We start from the raw sequence: 16116 nt of genomic DNA on the forward strand, positions 1-16116 counted from the left end.
ACGGGGCAGCCTCCGGACGTGAGCACCGGTAGAGTCGGGAAGAGGTTGTTCCGACCGTTGCAGTTGCATCACCCGGTGGTCACGGCAAGGTCACAACCAGATAACAGGCGCCGCGACTGAAAGCGCAAGTTGCGGAGACGAGGGTCACAATTAGGAAACATTGTGACCTGGGCCACATGATGTCCGGAATGTGTGACAGGTCTTTTCGCCCGCGGTGATGGTCGACACAGACGTCGGCGCCGCCACCCACACGCGTTCGGTGGGGCAGCGGCGCCGTTACGGACCGGCCGGTTCTCCGGCGGCTACACCTCGGCGAACTCCAGTCCGCCCTGCGCGGTGGAGGGCACCCGGCGGCGCATCGGCGAGCCGAGGGCACGGGCCAGATTGCTGCCGTCGTGCTCCGCGAGCAGTTCGCCGCCGGACCACACGAGCAGTGCCGCGCTGACGCTCTGCTCCGCGGTCGAGTGCGCGAGGTCGTAGTGCGCGCAACCCGGGACGCCGGCGTACGTGATCCACAGGTCGTAGCCGGTCATGAACAGATCGAGATCGAACTGCACGCTCAGACCGAGCAGTTCGCTGCGGCCGTTGTCGTCGACACCGGCGAACGCCTCGTCGAGCCCGAGCAGCCGCGGCGAGTGGGGATCGGCCGACGACAGCATGACGTGCGCCGCGGCGAACAGCGGCAGGTGCAGCGACACCGACTGCTCGCCGCCCGACAGCGCGCTGTGCCGCGCCACCGTGAGGCGGTCCTCGCTGCCGTCACCGCCGATCAGGGTGAACGAGAACACCCGCCAACGCCGGTAGTCGAGCGCGGCCGCCAGGATCTCCGGGTACGACCGCTCGGGGTGGGCGGCCCGGGCGATACGCACCTGCGCGGCGAAATGTGCTCGGATGGTTGCCAATTCGTCGGCACTCAGCGCGGACGGTGCTCGATCGAGGAGCTTCGACACCGCGCGCGAGCTGTCGTCGAGGTTGTCGGCGAGGACCCAGTGGACACCGATCGTGCTGCCCGACGACATGCGTCGCTCACGCATCTCGGCGCCCATCTGGGCGATGAGGTCGCGGGCGTCGGCGGTGCGCTCGTGGATCTGCTGGGCGAGGCCGGTCAGCAGAGCGTCCTCGAGGATCCGCCGCTCCGAATCCGTCAGCAGTACTTCCTGGTCTCGGCGTGCCGCGCCGATCCGCGTCGCGAATTCGCCGATCGACGAGTAGCCCTGGTCGTCCTGCACCCGGACGACGGTGAGCCCGTCCGGTGCGTCCCACTGCAGGCGGTAGTCCTGCCCGGCGGCCGCCAGCTGGGCGTCGAAGTCCTGGAGTGCGGCGGTCAGCGCCGACCGCGTCGACTTCTTCGCGTTCTCGCTGGTCTTCACCGACGCGGTCGCCGCGTCCATCGCGCGGTACAGGGCCTCCACCTCGGGCGGCAGGATCGGTGCGTCGGGATCGCCCTCGGTGGCGATCCGGTACACCAGCTGGTCCGGCGTCAGCCACGCCGCCGAGCTCTGCGGCCACGCGTGCTGCGTCTCGACGCCGAGCAGATCCAGCAGGTCTCGTCGTGCGTAGGGCGCGAGTCGGTTTGCGTCCGAACGGGTTTCGGTCAGCGCGCTGCGCAGGGTCTCGATCGCGGCGGCATGCGCCCCCTCAGCCTTGCCGATCTGCTCCACGGCGGCGTCGTACGCCTTGCGGGCCGCGCGCTGTTCGGTCTTGCATACCTCGATGCGGGCGCGGGCCTGCTCGAGGTCGGCGTCGATCTGCTCGGCGCTGGCGCCGAGCGCCTCACGGAGCGTCTCGAGCCGGGAGACCTGCTGGGCGTAGTTCTCCTCGGCGACGGTGGCTTCCTCGACGAACTCCTCGGCGTTCCCGCGCGCCTCCTCGAGGCGGTCGTTCGCCTCTCGGTGCAGTTCGAGTTCCTTCTCGTGTTCGCGCCGGCAGCGCAACAGCTGCTCGCCCTGGTTCTCGAAGTGCCGGATCGCGGCGGCGACCGCGTCGACGTCGCGGGCCTGGTGTGACGTGCGGTGCGTGACGGCGACCGCGCGCAGCTGCTTCTCCTTGGCGGTGTGGTCCGCAATGGCCTGATCGAGTTCCTCGCCGACGGAGGTGGTCGACTCCGATCGGGTGCGCAGGGCGCCGGCCGACTCGGTGAGCTTCTTGATCGCGGCGAGCACACCGGTCGTCCGCGGCAGCGCCTTGGCGGCGCCGGCCAGGCGCTCGAGGACGGCGGCGGTCTCGGCCTCGGCGTCGCGGGCGGCCGCGAGGGCCTCCTCGGCGGCCGCGATCTCGGCGTCGAGTTCCTCGAGCCGCTGGGCGCGGCGTCGTTCGCGCGCGGTAGTGCCGATGTACTCGGCGTCGGTCTTGACGTGACGGCCGCGCTGGACGCCCTGCCAGAAGTGGCCGTCCACCCCGACACCGACCGCGGCGGTCGAGCCCGTGCCGGTGCGGTCGAGGGCCACCGATTCCAGGATCGCCTGCACGATCGCCTCCGGCACGCCCGCGTCGGGCTCGACGGCGAGGACGTCGGCCAACGTCGGGCCGTCCGGGCGACGGTCCTCCGGCAGCGGCGTGAGGAACTGTTCGGACTCGACGTCGGGTAGCGTGCCGTCACCGCCGAAGACCCAGCCGTCGAGGAGGTTCGCGGCGGCCAGGGCCGACTCGACACCGGCCGCGATCGCGGGCTCGACGTCGTCGGCGAACCGGACCAGGCGCCACAGCGGTGCCCCCGTCAGACCGGCGCGGTCGCCGGTGCGGAAGGGGAATCGTGCCGGGGCGTCGTCGTGTTCGGCGGCGACCCGCTTGCGGTCGGCGCGTAGCGCGGCGATCCGCTCGGTGGTCGCGGTCTGTTCGGCCACCGCGTCGCGTCGCTGGGCCCGCTGCTCGTCGAGCGCCGACTGCGTCTGTTCGTGCAGAACGGTCGTCAGCGCGGGGGAGTCGTCCTCGCCGGCCTGGGCGAGCGCAGTGTCCAGCGCGGCGAACAGGTCCGCGGTCACCCCGATCGAGGCGTACTCGGTGGAGTGCTCGGTCCACCATCCGCGCAGTGCGGCAGCGCAATCGGCGCGGGCCAGTTCGACGGCCGCCTCCGTCTCGGCGACCGCGGCCTGCGCGGTGTCGAGCAGTTCACGGCCCTTGTCGGCGGCGCGGGAGGCACGGTCGCGCTCGGTGGTCGCCTTCTCGACCGTGGCGAGCGCCGCGCGGACGGCGCGGACATCGCCGTCTCGCTCCTCGGCGTGCCCGCGGACGGCGGTCGTGATCTGGTCGGCGCGCGCGCCCTCCGGCAGCGGGGTCCACGCGATGCCGGCCTGCTCGGCGGCCTCGGCGAGTTCCTCCTCCGCACGCACCATCGCGGCGCTCGCGCGGCGGACGGCGTCGGCCGCCCGCGCAGCCTCGTCGGTGCGCTGCTCGAGGGTCGCCTGCGACTTGCGGGCCTTGTCGGCCTGCTGCGCGGTGGACACCTTGAGCTGTTCGACCGCGGCCGCGAGGTCGTCGAGCTGCTGCTTGCCCTCGTAGGCGCCGGAGCGCTGCAGGGTCTCGAGGTCGGCTCGGGCCTGTTCGAGGGCGCGCTCGGCGACGGTGAATCGTTCCTCGGCGAGGAGGCGCTCCTCCTGCCGGGTCGTCTGGAGCGTGAGTGCCTGGTCGAGGACGGCCTTGGCCCGGTCGACCGCCTCGAGGCGGCGGGCCACCTGCTCGACGTCGGTGCGGGCCTGCTGCGCCAGGTACTTCGAGTACACCGTCACGAAGCTCTGCGCGGCCTGGTCGGCGGCGGCGAGGCCCTCGAGTGCGCGGCCCACCTCCTCCATGTCGCTGAACGAGCGGGCCGCCTCGAGCACCAGCTGCTCGTCGAGCGGGCGCAATCCGTCGGTGAGTGCCTGCGACAGGCCCTTCGGGTCGAGGTTCTTCGCGAGCTGCGGCCGGCGCAGGGTGAGGATCAGGTTGATCAGCTGGTCGTAGCGCTCGGCTCCGAGACCGAAGAGGCGGGCGTCGATCGCGGCGCGGTAGTCGACGGGGCGGTCGGTGATGGCGTCGCTGCCGAGCTGCTCGGCGAGCTGCTTCTTGGTCAGCGGCCGATCGTCGTTGCCCAGCAGGGAGAAGTCGACGCCCACGCGGCCCTCGGCGACGAAGTACCAGCGCGTGACCTTGTCGTTCTGGCGGGTGGCGCGCATGCCGATACCGACGGTGACGGCCTCCGGGTCGTCCTGCGGGCCGCGGCAGAACTCCATCCACACGTACGAATGCGCCGAATCCTGGCCGCGGTAGAGCAGATTCGACTTCATCGTCCGCTCCTCACCCGCGAACGGGTTGAGGCGACGCGGCTCGATGCGTCCGTCGAACACGAACGGGAACAGCACCTCGAGCGCCTTGGTCTTGCCTGAGCCGTTGGGCCCGCGCAGCACTAGGCGGCCGTCGGCGAACGAGAACTCCTGGTCGCGGTAGTCCCACAGGTTGACGATCCCGGCGCGGGTCGGCTTGAAGCGCGCGTGTGCCATGCGAAAGATGCCTCTACTTCTCTACTGTTACGTCGCTACGGGGGTGCTCGTCGGTGTTCGAAGGTTCGCCGGGAACGGGTTCGTGGAAGAGGTCGGACTGGGCCGTGCGGTCGCGGATGTTGACGACGACGCCGCGGAAGCGGGCGATTGCCGGCAGCACCAGGACGCCGTCGTCGACGCGGCGGACCAGGTCCAGACGATCGAGCAGCGCCACGGCGCTGCGCTGCAGCCCGGCGTGATCGGCCTGCCACTGCGCGGCGAAGGTGCGTCCGAACTGGTGGACGAGTTCCTCCACCGCCGCGGTCAGCCACGCGTCGTCGAGCAGCGCGTAGCGGGCCGGTTCGGGACGGTCGTCCACCGGCGTGAACAGGTCGGCGGCCACGTCCTCGCTGTCCTCGGCGAGCTGCTCGAAGATCCCGGCGCGGGGAATCGCGGCGTCCAGGTGGGTGATCAGGTCGCGCTGATCGGACGCGGGCAGCGGGTGCCGGGGGAGTTCGGGTGCGTCGAGATCGAGTACCCGGTCGGCCATCTCGCCGGCCAGCAGCAGCGCGACCTGCGCGACGGTGCCCGTGCTGGGGAACCGGACGTCGGACATCCGGCCCGACGGGTCGATCATCGCGATGCCCTCGGCTCGGCGCTCGGCCACCAGCCCGGTGAGGTCCTCGACGTCGGCGGCCGTGCGGGGGAGCGCCAGTTGGAGACGTTCGTCGTCGGTGAACTCGTCGGCGTAGACGACGGGGCGTTCGACCAGTGCGCGGCGCATCCGGCGGGCGATCTCGCGCGGATCGGCGGGGCGGTACCCGATCGCGTCCTCGTCCAGCGGCTCCATCTGACCGGCGAGCAGCGACCGCGCCGACGTCAGATGCTGCAGGGCCCGCGGCGGCCGGAACAGCGCGACGACCACCGACCGGTCGATGTCGTAGAGCGCCTCGCCCGCATCGGGATTCGACGCCCATCCACCGGCGTCACCGTCGGCGAGGACGATCGCACCACGGGCGGCGAGCCAGCCGACGGCGTCGACGAACGCGTCGCGGTCCGCGGCCCGGTCCGTCGACAACGCCACCCCGGGCACCTGGGCGGCCTCGGCGGCGACGTGATCGGCCAGCTCGGACAACGTGATCTGGTTGCCGGCCCGGCCGAGCGCCGCGAGCGCGAGCGCGAGGTACGCGTAGCGGTGGCGGTCGAAGGTGCGGTCGTTCGCGGTCCGGGCCGGGGTGCCGGGGGAGAGGCGGTCCGACACGGTGAACAGGCGGGCCGTCGTCTCGGTCACCTCGAGGCGGTACCCGAACAGTTCGAGCAGGTCGTCGCGCAGTTCGGTGGCCCACCGGCGCAGCAGCGGCAGCGCGAGGCGGTCCGGGTAGGTCTGCGTCACAAGGTGATTCGACAGGATGACGCGGGCGGCCCGCTGGTACGAGTCGAGGTCCAGCGGGGAGACGGTGCGGTTCCTCACTTCACGCTCACCTGCAGTCCGTCGAGGTGGAGCCGACCGCGGGCGGTCTGCACCACCGTGGATTCGGTGTGTGGGCTCAGCGTCAACCGGACACCGTTCTCCGACCCGGTCGAGCTGGGAACCGTGCCGCTGACCGGCACCCGCGCGGTGAGCGCGGCGTTGAGCAGGCTGAGCAGGACATCGGTCTCCTCCGCGTCGAGCACGCGGTCGTAGGCGCCCTTGGCGGCGAGCGACGACGCCGCGACCGCGCGGGCGCGCTGCCCCGCCAACTGCTCCTCCCGCAACCGCCGGATGCTGCCCTCGTTGCGCTGGACCCGCGACGGCATGCCCGGTGACGCCGCGCGCCCGGTCTCGGCGAGCGTGCGGGAGATCTCGACCGGCGTGGCATCCCACCACGACCGCGAGTCGGGGATGATGTCGGCGTCCGGGTGGACCATCGACAGGTGTCGCGGGCGACCGAGGTCGAACACGAGCTGGAACAACGCGTGGGCCGACTCCTCGGTGGGGGTCGCGGCGAACCAGCCGGCCAGGTGCCTGAGCTGGCTTTCCCGGCTCACGCCGCCCCGGCGGGTCTCGGTGACGCGGCGCAGCAGCGACAGCACGGCCGCGATCGCGCTCATCGTGCCTTCCCGCAACCGCTCGGATTCGCTCGGCCCGGCGGCTGCGACGAACCACTGGGCCAGCCCCGACCAGCGTGCGCGCCAATCGGATTCGCGTTCCTCCCGGGACATGAACAGGCGCTCGTCGCTGGCGGCCGCGCGTGCGATCAGTGAATCGATGCCGGTGGACTCGACGAGCTCGATCGCCGCCGCGAGCTTGGGCGCGTAACGGGCAAGGTCCGAGCTGAACTCCCGCATGTGGCTCAGCAGCGCGTCCTTGTGCGCGAGGAAGGCCTCGGGGGTGATCTCCGTGGTGCGCACCAGATCCCCGAGCATCAGGTAGAACTGCGCGGCCCGCGCGGCCATGTCGGTCAGCGTGGAATCCAGGCGCGCGAGCTTGCGATAGATCAGATCGTCGTCGCCGCGGCGATTGGCCTCGGCGAGTTCCTCGAGGTCGGCGAGCAGGTCCGGCAGGGCGAGCCGGGACAGCGTCGCGTCCTCGAGCCGGGCACCGAGCAGGTCCTCGACGGCCCGGAACGCCAGGTACCCCGCCTGACTGAACTGGTACACGAAGTGCCGGTTGCGGTACTCGGCCAGCGTGGCCGCGCGGCTGCCGTCGTAGCTGCGCTCCAGGACGCCCCACGTGTGCAACTGTTCGAGGAGCGGGGTGATCTCGGCCGTGGTGAGCACGCCGTGCGGATCGTCGCCGGCGGTGCGGGCCAGGATGTCCGCGACCTCACCGGCGTGCAGCAGGACGACGTAGTTCGCGCGGGCATTGTCGAACGCGCGCAACACCCACAGGTACTCGGCGCGTTTCTCCGCCGTCGTGAAGGAGAACAGTCGCAGCCGGTCCTCACGCGCGGCGAAATCGACGTCCGTCGAGGACTCGGCCGTCCGCGTGTCACCTGAATCGCTCACTCGTCACAGCCTAGGGCGTCGGCGGGTCCTCGAGCGAACAAGCCGGTCGGTCACCGCGTGCGCCGCAGCGCACGACGCCACGAGGATTCGTCGGCGGTGAGTGTCGTCAGCAGGTACTCGGCGGCATCGGGGTGCCGGAACGGGCCGGCGACGAGGTCCGCGTAGGCGTGCGCGGGTGCGACACAGCGCAGTCCGTCGCGGTACTGCATGCGATCGAACACCACCGCCGACCACGGCGTCGCCACCACCACGTCGGCCGCGCCGTCGACGGGCCGCAGATCCAGGGCGGCGGCGAACGCGTCGACGTCGTCGGCGTACACCTCGAGCACACTGGGCGTGGCGTAGTCGGTGGCGCCGATCCCGGTGACGGCGTAGCCGAGATCACCGTTGGTCGCGGCGAGACGGGATCGGAGGTCGTCGAGACCTGCCGGTGCGGCGAAACCGCGTGTCGGACAGGGTTTACGATCGGCCGCCCAGGCGCGCAGCATGTGCGGCCAGCGGACGTCGCTGATCGGCCCGCGTGGCAGGCGGGTGAGCAGTTCACGCTCGAAGAGCACCTCCACCACCCGGTACGCCGCGCCCGTCGAGGCGCCGGAGAGTCGGATGAGTTCCGGGACCGACATCTCGCCGGCATGATCTGCGAGCGCGCGGACCACACGTTCGGACGGTTCGCCGGTGAGGACGCCGGAGGGTCGGCCGGGGCCCCGCCAGGGGTCGGCGTCGGCGCCCCGATTGCGCACCCAGATCGCAGGGCGTGGGGCGACCAGGTTCACGTTGCCCGTCGCGTCCGCGTACGAGATCTCGTGCCCGTCGAGTTGCCGGCGCACCGGGTCGGACAGGTAGTGCGCACACACGAATGCCCGATCGCCGTCGGACACTTCGGCGGCGATGCGCGCGACGTCGCCGCTGAGAACGCCCTTGGAGGTGACGATCGAGTAGGAGACCGTGTCGCCGTCGGGCGCCGTGATCAGCAGACGATTCGGTGCCGCGGGGGAGCGGGGGCGGTCCGCGGACACCGACCAGCCGTGGGGGAGATGGGTTTCGAGCCACGCCACGGAGCGTCGGTAGATGTCGATGCTCCGTTCGGGCCGCGGATTCGGCGCAACGTCTGCAATGGTCACATCCGCAACAGTAGTCACTCTGTGCGCAACGGAAACGGAAGATAAGCCGAATCGACCGCGGGCGTGTCGCGGTCGGAAGTCGGTGTGGGACGGAACTTATGGAAATCCCGAATCGGTTCCGGCGTCGGGTCACCACAGAAAGCCCGGACGCGGGCCGCCCTCCGGTCGGTGTCGCGGAGTGCACCCGTTCGTCCGCGCCGATTTCATCGGTACAGAACGGAGTCGACGAGTTGTCGAATTCCCTGATCGGACGAGGTGCAGCACGGGGTCACCGCCGAGCGCTCCGAGCAGGAGGCGCCTGAACCGGGGTCAGGAGTCGGGAGCCGGCGCGCGACCTGGTCGGGGCATGAGGAGCGGCGGCAATACGGCCAGCAGCAGCGCGGGGAGCAGGAAGCTCAGGCCCGGGTGGACGGCGTACAGCGGGGTCAACGCGAGCGGCGCCAGCGCGGCCCCCGAGAATCGGAGCGACTGCACCACCGACACGGCGCCACCACGGTTTCCGCCCTCGGCGCCGAGGACCGCGGCGTTGACCCCGACGAGCACGAACTGCGAGGCCACACCCGCGACGAACCAGCCGAGGGCGGCGACGGCGGCGCTGCCGACTGTGCCGACGATCGTCACCAGGACCGCGCCCGCGAGGGCGCCGACCATGACCGTGCGCCGCGCACCGATCCGGTCGATCAGAGTGCCGACGGGGCGTGCGGTGAGGATCCCGGCGACGCCGAACCCGGTCAGCAGCAGGCCGCGGGCGGCCGGGTCCATCCCGAACACGTCCTCGGCCCGGAACGCCAGGAGGAATCCGAGTCCGCCGAGCGCGCCCCAGCCGAGCAGTGCGACCAGGCCGACGCGGAGCACCTCGGGACGCAGCGCGTCGCGCAGGCGGGCGCCGCTCTCGGCCGGGGCGTCACGGGCGGCGTCGGGCAGTCCGATCGCGCCGAGCAGGCCGGCGACGAGCGCGATCGCGAGGAACGCCAGGCGCCAGTTCACCTCGGCAGCGAGACCGCCGATGAGCGGCGCGCTCGTCTGTCCGGCTGCCTGCAGCGCGCCGAAGGCGCCGAGCGCGCGGCCCAGTTTCTGCGGCGGCGTCATCGCGGCGAGCGCCGCGAGGAGCAGGGGAGTGGTGAAGGCGTTCGCGCTGCCCTGCAGCACCCGGGCGCCGAGGAACAACTCGAGCGTGGGAGCCGCGAAGCACGCGACGGAGGTGGCGAGGTACACGCCGTACGCCGTCCGCACCGTCCGCATCCGCCCCCAACGCGTACCGAGCGTTCCGGACACGAGCATGACCAGCGCGAACGGCAGCAGGTAGGCCGTCAGCGAGGTCGCGGCCGCGGAGGCGTCGACGCCGAGTCCGTCGCCGATCTCGGGCAGCATCGACGTGACGACGCCGCCGCCGAACGGCCCCAGGAACCCGCCCGCGTACAGCGCGGCGAGTTGGACGCGGGTGCGAAGGCGCGGCGAGTCTGCGCCGCTCACGCTCCGAATCGTCCGGGCCCGCGGCGGCGCAGGTACCGCTCGAACTCGGCGGCGAGCGCATCGCCGTCGATCTTGGAGATCGCGTCCGAGATGTCGGCCTCGGCGTCGCCGCGCTCCTCGAGGGTGCGCACGTACTCCGCGATCTCCTCGTCGTCGCGGGTCATCTCCGACACCGACTCCTCCCAGTCCTCGGCCTGGTTGGGCAGGTCACCGAGCGGCACCTCGACGTCCAGGACGTCCTCGACCCGCTGCAGCAGCGCCACGGTGGCCTTGGGATTGGGCGGCTGCGAGACATAGTGCGGAACCGCGGCCCAGAACGAGATCGCCGGCACCCCGGCCTTGACGCACGCGTCCTGCAGGACGCCCGCGATGCCCGTCGGGCCCTCGTAGCGGGAGTGCTCGAGATTGAAGCGTTCGGCCGCCTCGGCGCTGTACGCCGTTCCGGTGACCGGGACGGGGCGGCTGTGCGGGGTGTCGGCGAGCAGGGCGCCGAGGATCACGACCGTGTGGACGCCGAGCTCCTCGACGAACTCGAGCAGTTCCTTGCAGTAGCTGCGCCACCGCATGTTCGGCTCGATGCCGCGCAGCAGCAGCACGTCGCGCTCACTGCCGGGAGGCGAGCACACCGACAACTGTGTGGTGGGCCACACGATCTCGCGGGTTACACCGTCGACCTGCCGGATCATGGGCCGATTGACCTGGTAGTCGTAGTAGTCCTCGGAATCGAGTTCGGCGAGCGGTTCGGCGTCCCACGTAAGCTCGAGGTGCTCCACGGCACCACTCGCGGCGTCGCCCGCGTCGTTCCAGCCTTCGAAGGCTGCGATCAGGACGGGGTCGCGCAGAGTCGGCACGGCCGCATCGGTATCGGCCGATGCAGAGGTGTCGGGGAACTCGGGGGAACTCACGTACCCAGCCTACGACCAGCGGCCGTCGAGCCGCCCACTACTCTGGACGGCATGTCTGCACCATTCCACTCTGCCCTGCTCGATGCGCTGAAGCAGCGCGTTGTGATCGGCGACGGCGCCATGGGCACGATGCTGCAGGCCGCGGATCTGACTCTCGACGATTTCCTCGGGCTCGAGGGCTGCAATGAGATTCTGAACGAGACGCGCCCCGACGTGCTGCGCGACATCCACCGCGCGTACTTCGAAGCCGGCGCCGACGCGGTCGAAACCAACACGTTCGGCTGCAATCTGCCGAACCTCGCCGACTACGACATCGCCCACCGCATCCGCGATCTCTCCGAGCGCGGCACCCGCATCGCGCGTGAGGTGGCGGACGAGATGGGGCCGGGCCGGGACGGGATGTCCCGCTTCGTCCTGGGCTCTATGGGTCCGGGCACCAAGCTGCCCACGCTCGGTCACGCGCCGTTCGCAGTGCTCCGCGACGCCTACACCGAATCGGCGCTCGGCATGATCGAGGGCGGCGCCGACGCGATCCTCGTCGAGACCTGCCAGGACCTGCTCCAGGTGAAGGCAGCGATCATCGGTAGCCAGAACGCGATGGAGAAGCTGGGCCGCCGCCTGCCGATCATCACGCACGTCACCGTCGAGACCACCGGCACGATGCTGCTCGGCAGCGAGATCGGCGCCGCGCTCACGGCCCTCGAACCGCTCGGCATCGACATGATCGGCCTCAACTGCGCCACCGGACCGGACGAGATGAGCGAGCACCTGCGGCACCTGTCGCGGCACTCGACGCTGCCGGTGTCGGTGATGCCGAACGCCGGTCTGCCGCAGCTCGGCCCGAACGGTGCCGAATACCCGCTCTCGGCAGAGGAACTCGCGATTGCTCTCTCGGGCTTCGTCAGCGAGTACGGCCTCGCGTTCGTGGGTGGCTGCTGTGGCACCACCCCGGAACACATCCGTCAGGTTGCCGAGGCGGTCCGCAAGGTGGAGAAGGCGCAGCGCACCCCGCAGCCGGAGGACGGCACGTCGTCGCTGTACCAGGCGGTGCCGTTCGACCAGGACGCCTCGATCCTGATGATCGGTGAGCGCACGAACTCCAACGGGTCCAAGGCGTTCCGCGAGGCGATGATCGCCGAGGACTACCAGAAGTGCATCGACATCGCGAAGGATCAGACCCGCGACGGCGCGCACATGCTCGACCTCAACGTCGACTACGTCGGTCGCGACGGCGCCGCCGACATGGCCGCGCTCGCAAGCCGATTCGCGACCGCGTCGACGTTGCCGATCATGCTCGACTCCACCGAACCCGACGTCCTGCGGGCCGGCCTCGAGCACCTCGGCGGCCGCAGCGCCGTCAACTCCGTGAACTACGAGGACGGCGACGGCCCCAACTCGCGCTACCAGCGAATCATGAAGCTGGTCAAGGAACATGGTGCCGCGGTGGTCGCGCTGACCATCGACGAGGAGGGCCAGGCCCGCACCGCCGAGCACAAGGTGCGGATCGCCGAGAGGCTGATCCAGGACATCACCACCACGTGGGGGCTGTCGCAGTCCGACATCATCATCGATGCGCTGACCTTCCCGATCTCGACGGGTCAGGAGGAGGTGCGGCGCGACGGTATCGAGACGATCGAGGCGATCCGGGAGATCAAGCGGCGCTACCCGGACGTGCACTTCACGCTCGGCATCTCGAACATCTCGTTCGGTCTCAACCCGGCTGCCCGCCAGGTGTTGAACTCGGTGTTCCTGCACGAGTGCACCGCTGCCGGCCTCGACACCGCGATCGTGCACGCGTCGAAGATCCTGCCGATGGCACGGATTCCGGACGAGCAGCGCGAGACGGCGCTCGACCTGGTCTACGACCGTCGTCGCGAGGGCTACGACCCGCTGCAGAAGCTGATGGAGCTGTTCGAGGGCGTCTCCGCTGCGTCGGCGCGTGCATCACGGGCCGAGGAGCTCGCGGCGCTGCCGCTGTTCGAGCGTCTCGCGCGCCGCATCGTCGACGGCGAGCGGAACGGCCTCGAGGCGGACCTCGACGCCGCGATGCTCGAACGCCCGCCGCTCGAGATCATCAACGACACGCTGTTGTCCGGTATGAAGACCGTCGGTGAGCTGTTCGGCTCCGGCCAGATGCAGCTTCCGTTCGTGCTGCAGTCGGCGGAGGTCATGAAGGCCGCGGTCGCGCACCTCGAACCGCACATGGAATCGACCGGTGACGAGGGCAAGGGCCGCATCGTGCTCGCCACCGTCAAGGGCGACGTCCACGACATCGGCAAGAACCTGGTCGACATCATCCTGTCCAACAACGGGTACGAGGTCGTCAACATCGGCATCAAGCAGCCGATCGCGACCATCCTCGACGTCGCGCTCGACAAGAAGGCCGACGTCATCGGCATGTCAGGTCTGCTCGTGAAGTCGACCGTCGTGATGAAGGAGAACCTCGAGGAACTCAATGCCAAGGGTGTCGCCGAGCAGTTCCCCGTTCTCCTCGGCGGTGCCGCGCTCACGCGTTCGTACGTCGAGAACGACCTGTCCGAGGTCTACCAGGGCGAGGTGTCGTACGCGCGCGACGCATTCGAAGGCTTGAACCTGATGGACACGATCATGGCCGTCAAGCGCGGCGAGGGTCCGGCGCCGGACAGCCCGGAAGCCCTTGCGGCCGCCGAGAAGGCGGCCGAGCGCAAGGCGCGGCACGAGCGCTCCAAGCGGATCGCCGAGAAGCGCAAGGCCGAGGCGACGCCGGTCGAGGTGCCGGAGCGGTCCGACGTCGCGACCGACATCGACATTCCCACTCCGCCGTTCTGGGGCACCCGGATCGTGAAGGGCATTGCGCTCGCGGAATACTCGGGCCTGCTCGACGAGCGGGCGTTGTTCCTCGGACAGTGGGGTCTGCGTGGCCAGCGTGCCGGCGACGGACCGACGTACGAGGAACTGGTCGAGACCGAGGGACGCCCGCGTCTGCGCTACTGGCTCGACCGTCTCAGCACCGAGGGCGTGCTGCACCACGCGGCCGTCGTGTACGGGTACTTCCCGGCGGTGTCGGAGGGCGACGACGTTGTCGTTCTCGAGTCACCGGATCCGGATGCGGCCGAGCGGTTCCGGTTCACGTTCCCGCGTCAGCAGCGCGACCGGTTCCTGTGCATCGCCGACTTCGTGCGGTCGCGGGTGGATGCGCGTGTGACCGGTCAGGTCGACGTGCTGCCGATGAACCTGGTGACCATGGGGCAGCCCATCGCGGACTTCGCGAACGAACTGTTCGCCGCGAACTCCTACCGCGACTACCTCGAGGTCCACGGCATCGGCGTCCAATTGACCGAGGCGCTGGCCGAGTACTGGCATCGCCGGGTCCGCGAGGAGCTGATCATGCCCGGCGGCCACAACGTCGCCGAAGAGGACCCGGCCAACGTCGAGGACTTCTTCAAGCTCGAATACCGTGGCGCGCGTTACTCGTTCGGCTACGGTGCCTGCCCCGACCTCGAGGATCGGCGCAAGCTCGTCGCGCTGCTCGAGCCGGATCGGATCGGCGTCGAGCTGTCCGAGGAGGTCCAGTTGCATCCCGAGCAGTCGACCGACGCGTTCGTGCTGCACCACCCGGAGGCCAAGTACTTCAATGTTTGATCGAACGGGGATGTCCTCGTCGGGTACCTTGCGCGCGGTCCTGTGGGACATGGACGGCACGCTGCTCGAGTCGGAGAACCTGTGGGACATGGGTGTTCGGGAGCTGTCGCTGCACCTGGGCGGTCCGATGTCGGAGGAGACCCGGCTCGCCACGATCGGGGCGTCCAGCCACAACGCGCTCACCACGGTGTTCGCATCGCTCGACCTGGACCCACATCCGGACGCGCTCGCCGAGGCGAAGCGCTGGCTGTACGCCCGGATGGGGGAGTTGTTCGCCGCCGGGCTGCCGTGGCGTCCGGGCGCGCAGCAGGCGTTGCGAACGGTGCGGTCGGCGGGCCTGGGTTCGGCGCTGGTGACCAACACCGACCGTGAGTTGTGCGAGTTCGCCCTCGACACGCTCGGGCGCGAACACTTCGACCACTCGGTGTGCGGTGACGAGGTGCCGGCCGGCAAGCCGGATCCGGCGCCGTACCTGCGTGCCGCGCAGTTGCTCGGGGTCGACCCGGCGGACTGTCTCGCAGTGGAGGATTCGCCCACCGGCGCGGCGGCGGCGGACGCCGCGGGTTGCACCGTCCTGGTGATCCCGTCCATCACCGATGTGCCGGCGTCGTCGAATCGGGTGTTCCGCACGACGCTCGAGGGCCTGACCGCATCCGACCTGTTCGCGCTCCATCGGCAGGAGGTGGCCTGACCGTGGCCACCCCGAAGATCGTTCTGTTCTACCGGTTCACGCCGCTGGCCGACCCCGAGGCGATCCGGTTGTGGCAGCACACGCTGGCCGCGTCGAACAATCTCACGGGCCGGATCCTGATCTCCGAGCACGGCATCAACGCGACGGTCGGCGGCGACATCGCCGACGTCAAGCGGTACGTGCGCGGCACGCGGTCGTACGCGCCGTTCAAGGACGCCGACATCAAGTGGTCCGACGGTGCCGGTGACGACTTCCCGCGGCTGTCGGTGAAGGTGCGGCCCGAGATCGTCACGTTCGGCGCGCCGGACGAGTTGAAGGTGGACACCGACGGCGTCGTCGGCGGCGGTGTCCACCTGTCGCCGAACGAACTTCACGAACTCGTCGAGCGCCGCGGCGACGACGTCGTGTTCTTCGACGGGCGCAACAAGTTCGAGGCCGAGATCGGACGGTTCCGGGATGCGGTGGTGCCCGACGTCGCGACCACTCGCGATTTCGTGTCCGAACTCGACAGCGGCCGCTACGACCATCTCAAGTCCAAGCCGGTGGTCACGTATTGCACCGGTGGGGTGCGCTGCGAGGTGCTGTCGGCGCTGATGCGCAACCGCGGGTTCGAGGAGGTCTACCAACTCGACGGCGGAATCGTCCGCTACGGAGAGGCTTTCGGCGACGACGGCCTGTGGGACGGCTCGCTGTACGTGTTCGACAAGCGCATGAACCTCGACTTCACCGACCAGGCGGTGACCCTCGGCCGGTGCACGCTGTGTCAGGCGCCGACGTCGCGGTACCGCAACCATCCGGACGTCAACGGACGCGAGCTCACGCTCGTGTGCGCGACGTGCGTGCCCGACGAGTGACTCGTCGAG

At 70.2% G+C, this 16116-nt stretch carries 9 protein-coding genes; 3 read left to right on the forward strand and 6 right to left on the reverse strand.

Features of this window, described 5'->3' with window-relative positions:
* Window positions 1-302 precede the first annotated feature (302 nt).
* The 6 genes from ACQ5DX_RS09900 to ACQ5DX_RS09925 all read right to left on the reverse strand — a co-directional run bounded on the left by ACQ5DX_RS09900 (window position 303) and on the right by ACQ5DX_RS09925 (window position 10941).
* A complete protein-coding gene (locus tag ACQ5DX_RS09900) occupies window positions 303-4475 on the reverse strand; it encodes a TIGR02680 family protein (protein ID WP_430332458.1) in 4173 nt (1390 codons plus the stop codon).
* 13 nt (window positions 4476-4488) lie between these two features.
* Window positions 4489-5925: a TIGR02678 family protein gene (locus tag ACQ5DX_RS09905; RefSeq protein WP_430332459.1), complete on the reverse strand. Its 1437-nt coding sequence runs from the start codon at window positions 5923-5925 to the stop codon at window positions 4489-4491.
* On the reverse strand, window positions 5922-7370 hold the full coding sequence (locus ACQ5DX_RS09910; protein WP_430335610.1) for a TIGR02677 family protein: 1449 nt from the start codon (window positions 7368-7370) through the stop codon (window positions 5922-5924). The genes ACQ5DX_RS09905 and ACQ5DX_RS09910 overlap by 4 nt, the downstream gene beginning before the upstream one ends.
* A gap of 122 nt (window positions 7371-7492) precedes the next feature.
* Entirely contained in the window at window positions 7493-8563 is a 1071-nt protein-coding gene (locus ACQ5DX_RS09915) for a hypothetical protein (protein ID WP_430332460.1), read from the reverse strand.
* A 309-nt stretch (window positions 8564-8872) separates the two neighbouring features.
* Window positions 8873-10036 carry an MFS transporter gene (locus tag ACQ5DX_RS09920; RefSeq protein ID WP_430332461.1) on the reverse strand — a complete coding sequence of 388 codons (1164 nt, stop codon included), beginning with the start codon at window positions 10034-10036 and terminating at the stop codon, window positions 8873-8875.
* On the reverse strand, window positions 10033-10941 hold the full coding sequence (locus ACQ5DX_RS09925; RefSeq protein ID WP_430332462.1) for a PAC2 family protein: 909 nt from the start codon (window positions 10939-10941) through the stop codon (window positions 10033-10035). The genes ACQ5DX_RS09920 and ACQ5DX_RS09925 overlap by 4 nt, the downstream gene beginning before the upstream one ends.
* Window positions 10942-10992: 51 nt before the next feature.
* Between ACQ5DX_RS09925 and metH the strand changes: the two genes are divergently transcribed.
* Genes metH through ACQ5DX_RS09940 form a run of 3 tightly spaced genes read left to right on the forward strand, consistent with a single transcriptional unit; the run spans window position 10993 to window position 16107 of the window.
* Entirely contained in the window at window positions 10993-14562 is a 3570-nt protein-coding gene (metH, locus tag ACQ5DX_RS09930) for a methionine synthase (RefSeq protein ID WP_430332463.1), read from the forward strand.
* Window positions 14555-15253, forward strand: coding sequence for an HAD family hydrolase (locus ACQ5DX_RS09935; protein ID WP_430332464.1), 699 nt, complete (start codon window positions 14555-14557; stop codon window positions 15251-15253). The genes metH and ACQ5DX_RS09935 overlap by 8 nt, the downstream gene beginning before the upstream one ends.
* 2 nt (window positions 15254-15255) lie before the next feature.
* Entirely contained in the window at window positions 15256-16107 is an 852-nt protein-coding gene (locus tag ACQ5DX_RS09940) for a rhodanese-related sulfurtransferase (protein ID WP_430332465.1), read from the forward strand.
* The last annotated feature ends 9 nt before the right edge of the window (window positions 16108-16116 follow it).

Origin of the sequence: Rhodococcus sp. ACT016 (assembly GCF_050477185.1) — a bacterium.
Taxonomy (GTDB): domain Bacteria; phylum Actinomycetota; class Actinomycetes; order Mycobacteriales; family Mycobacteriaceae; genus Prescottella.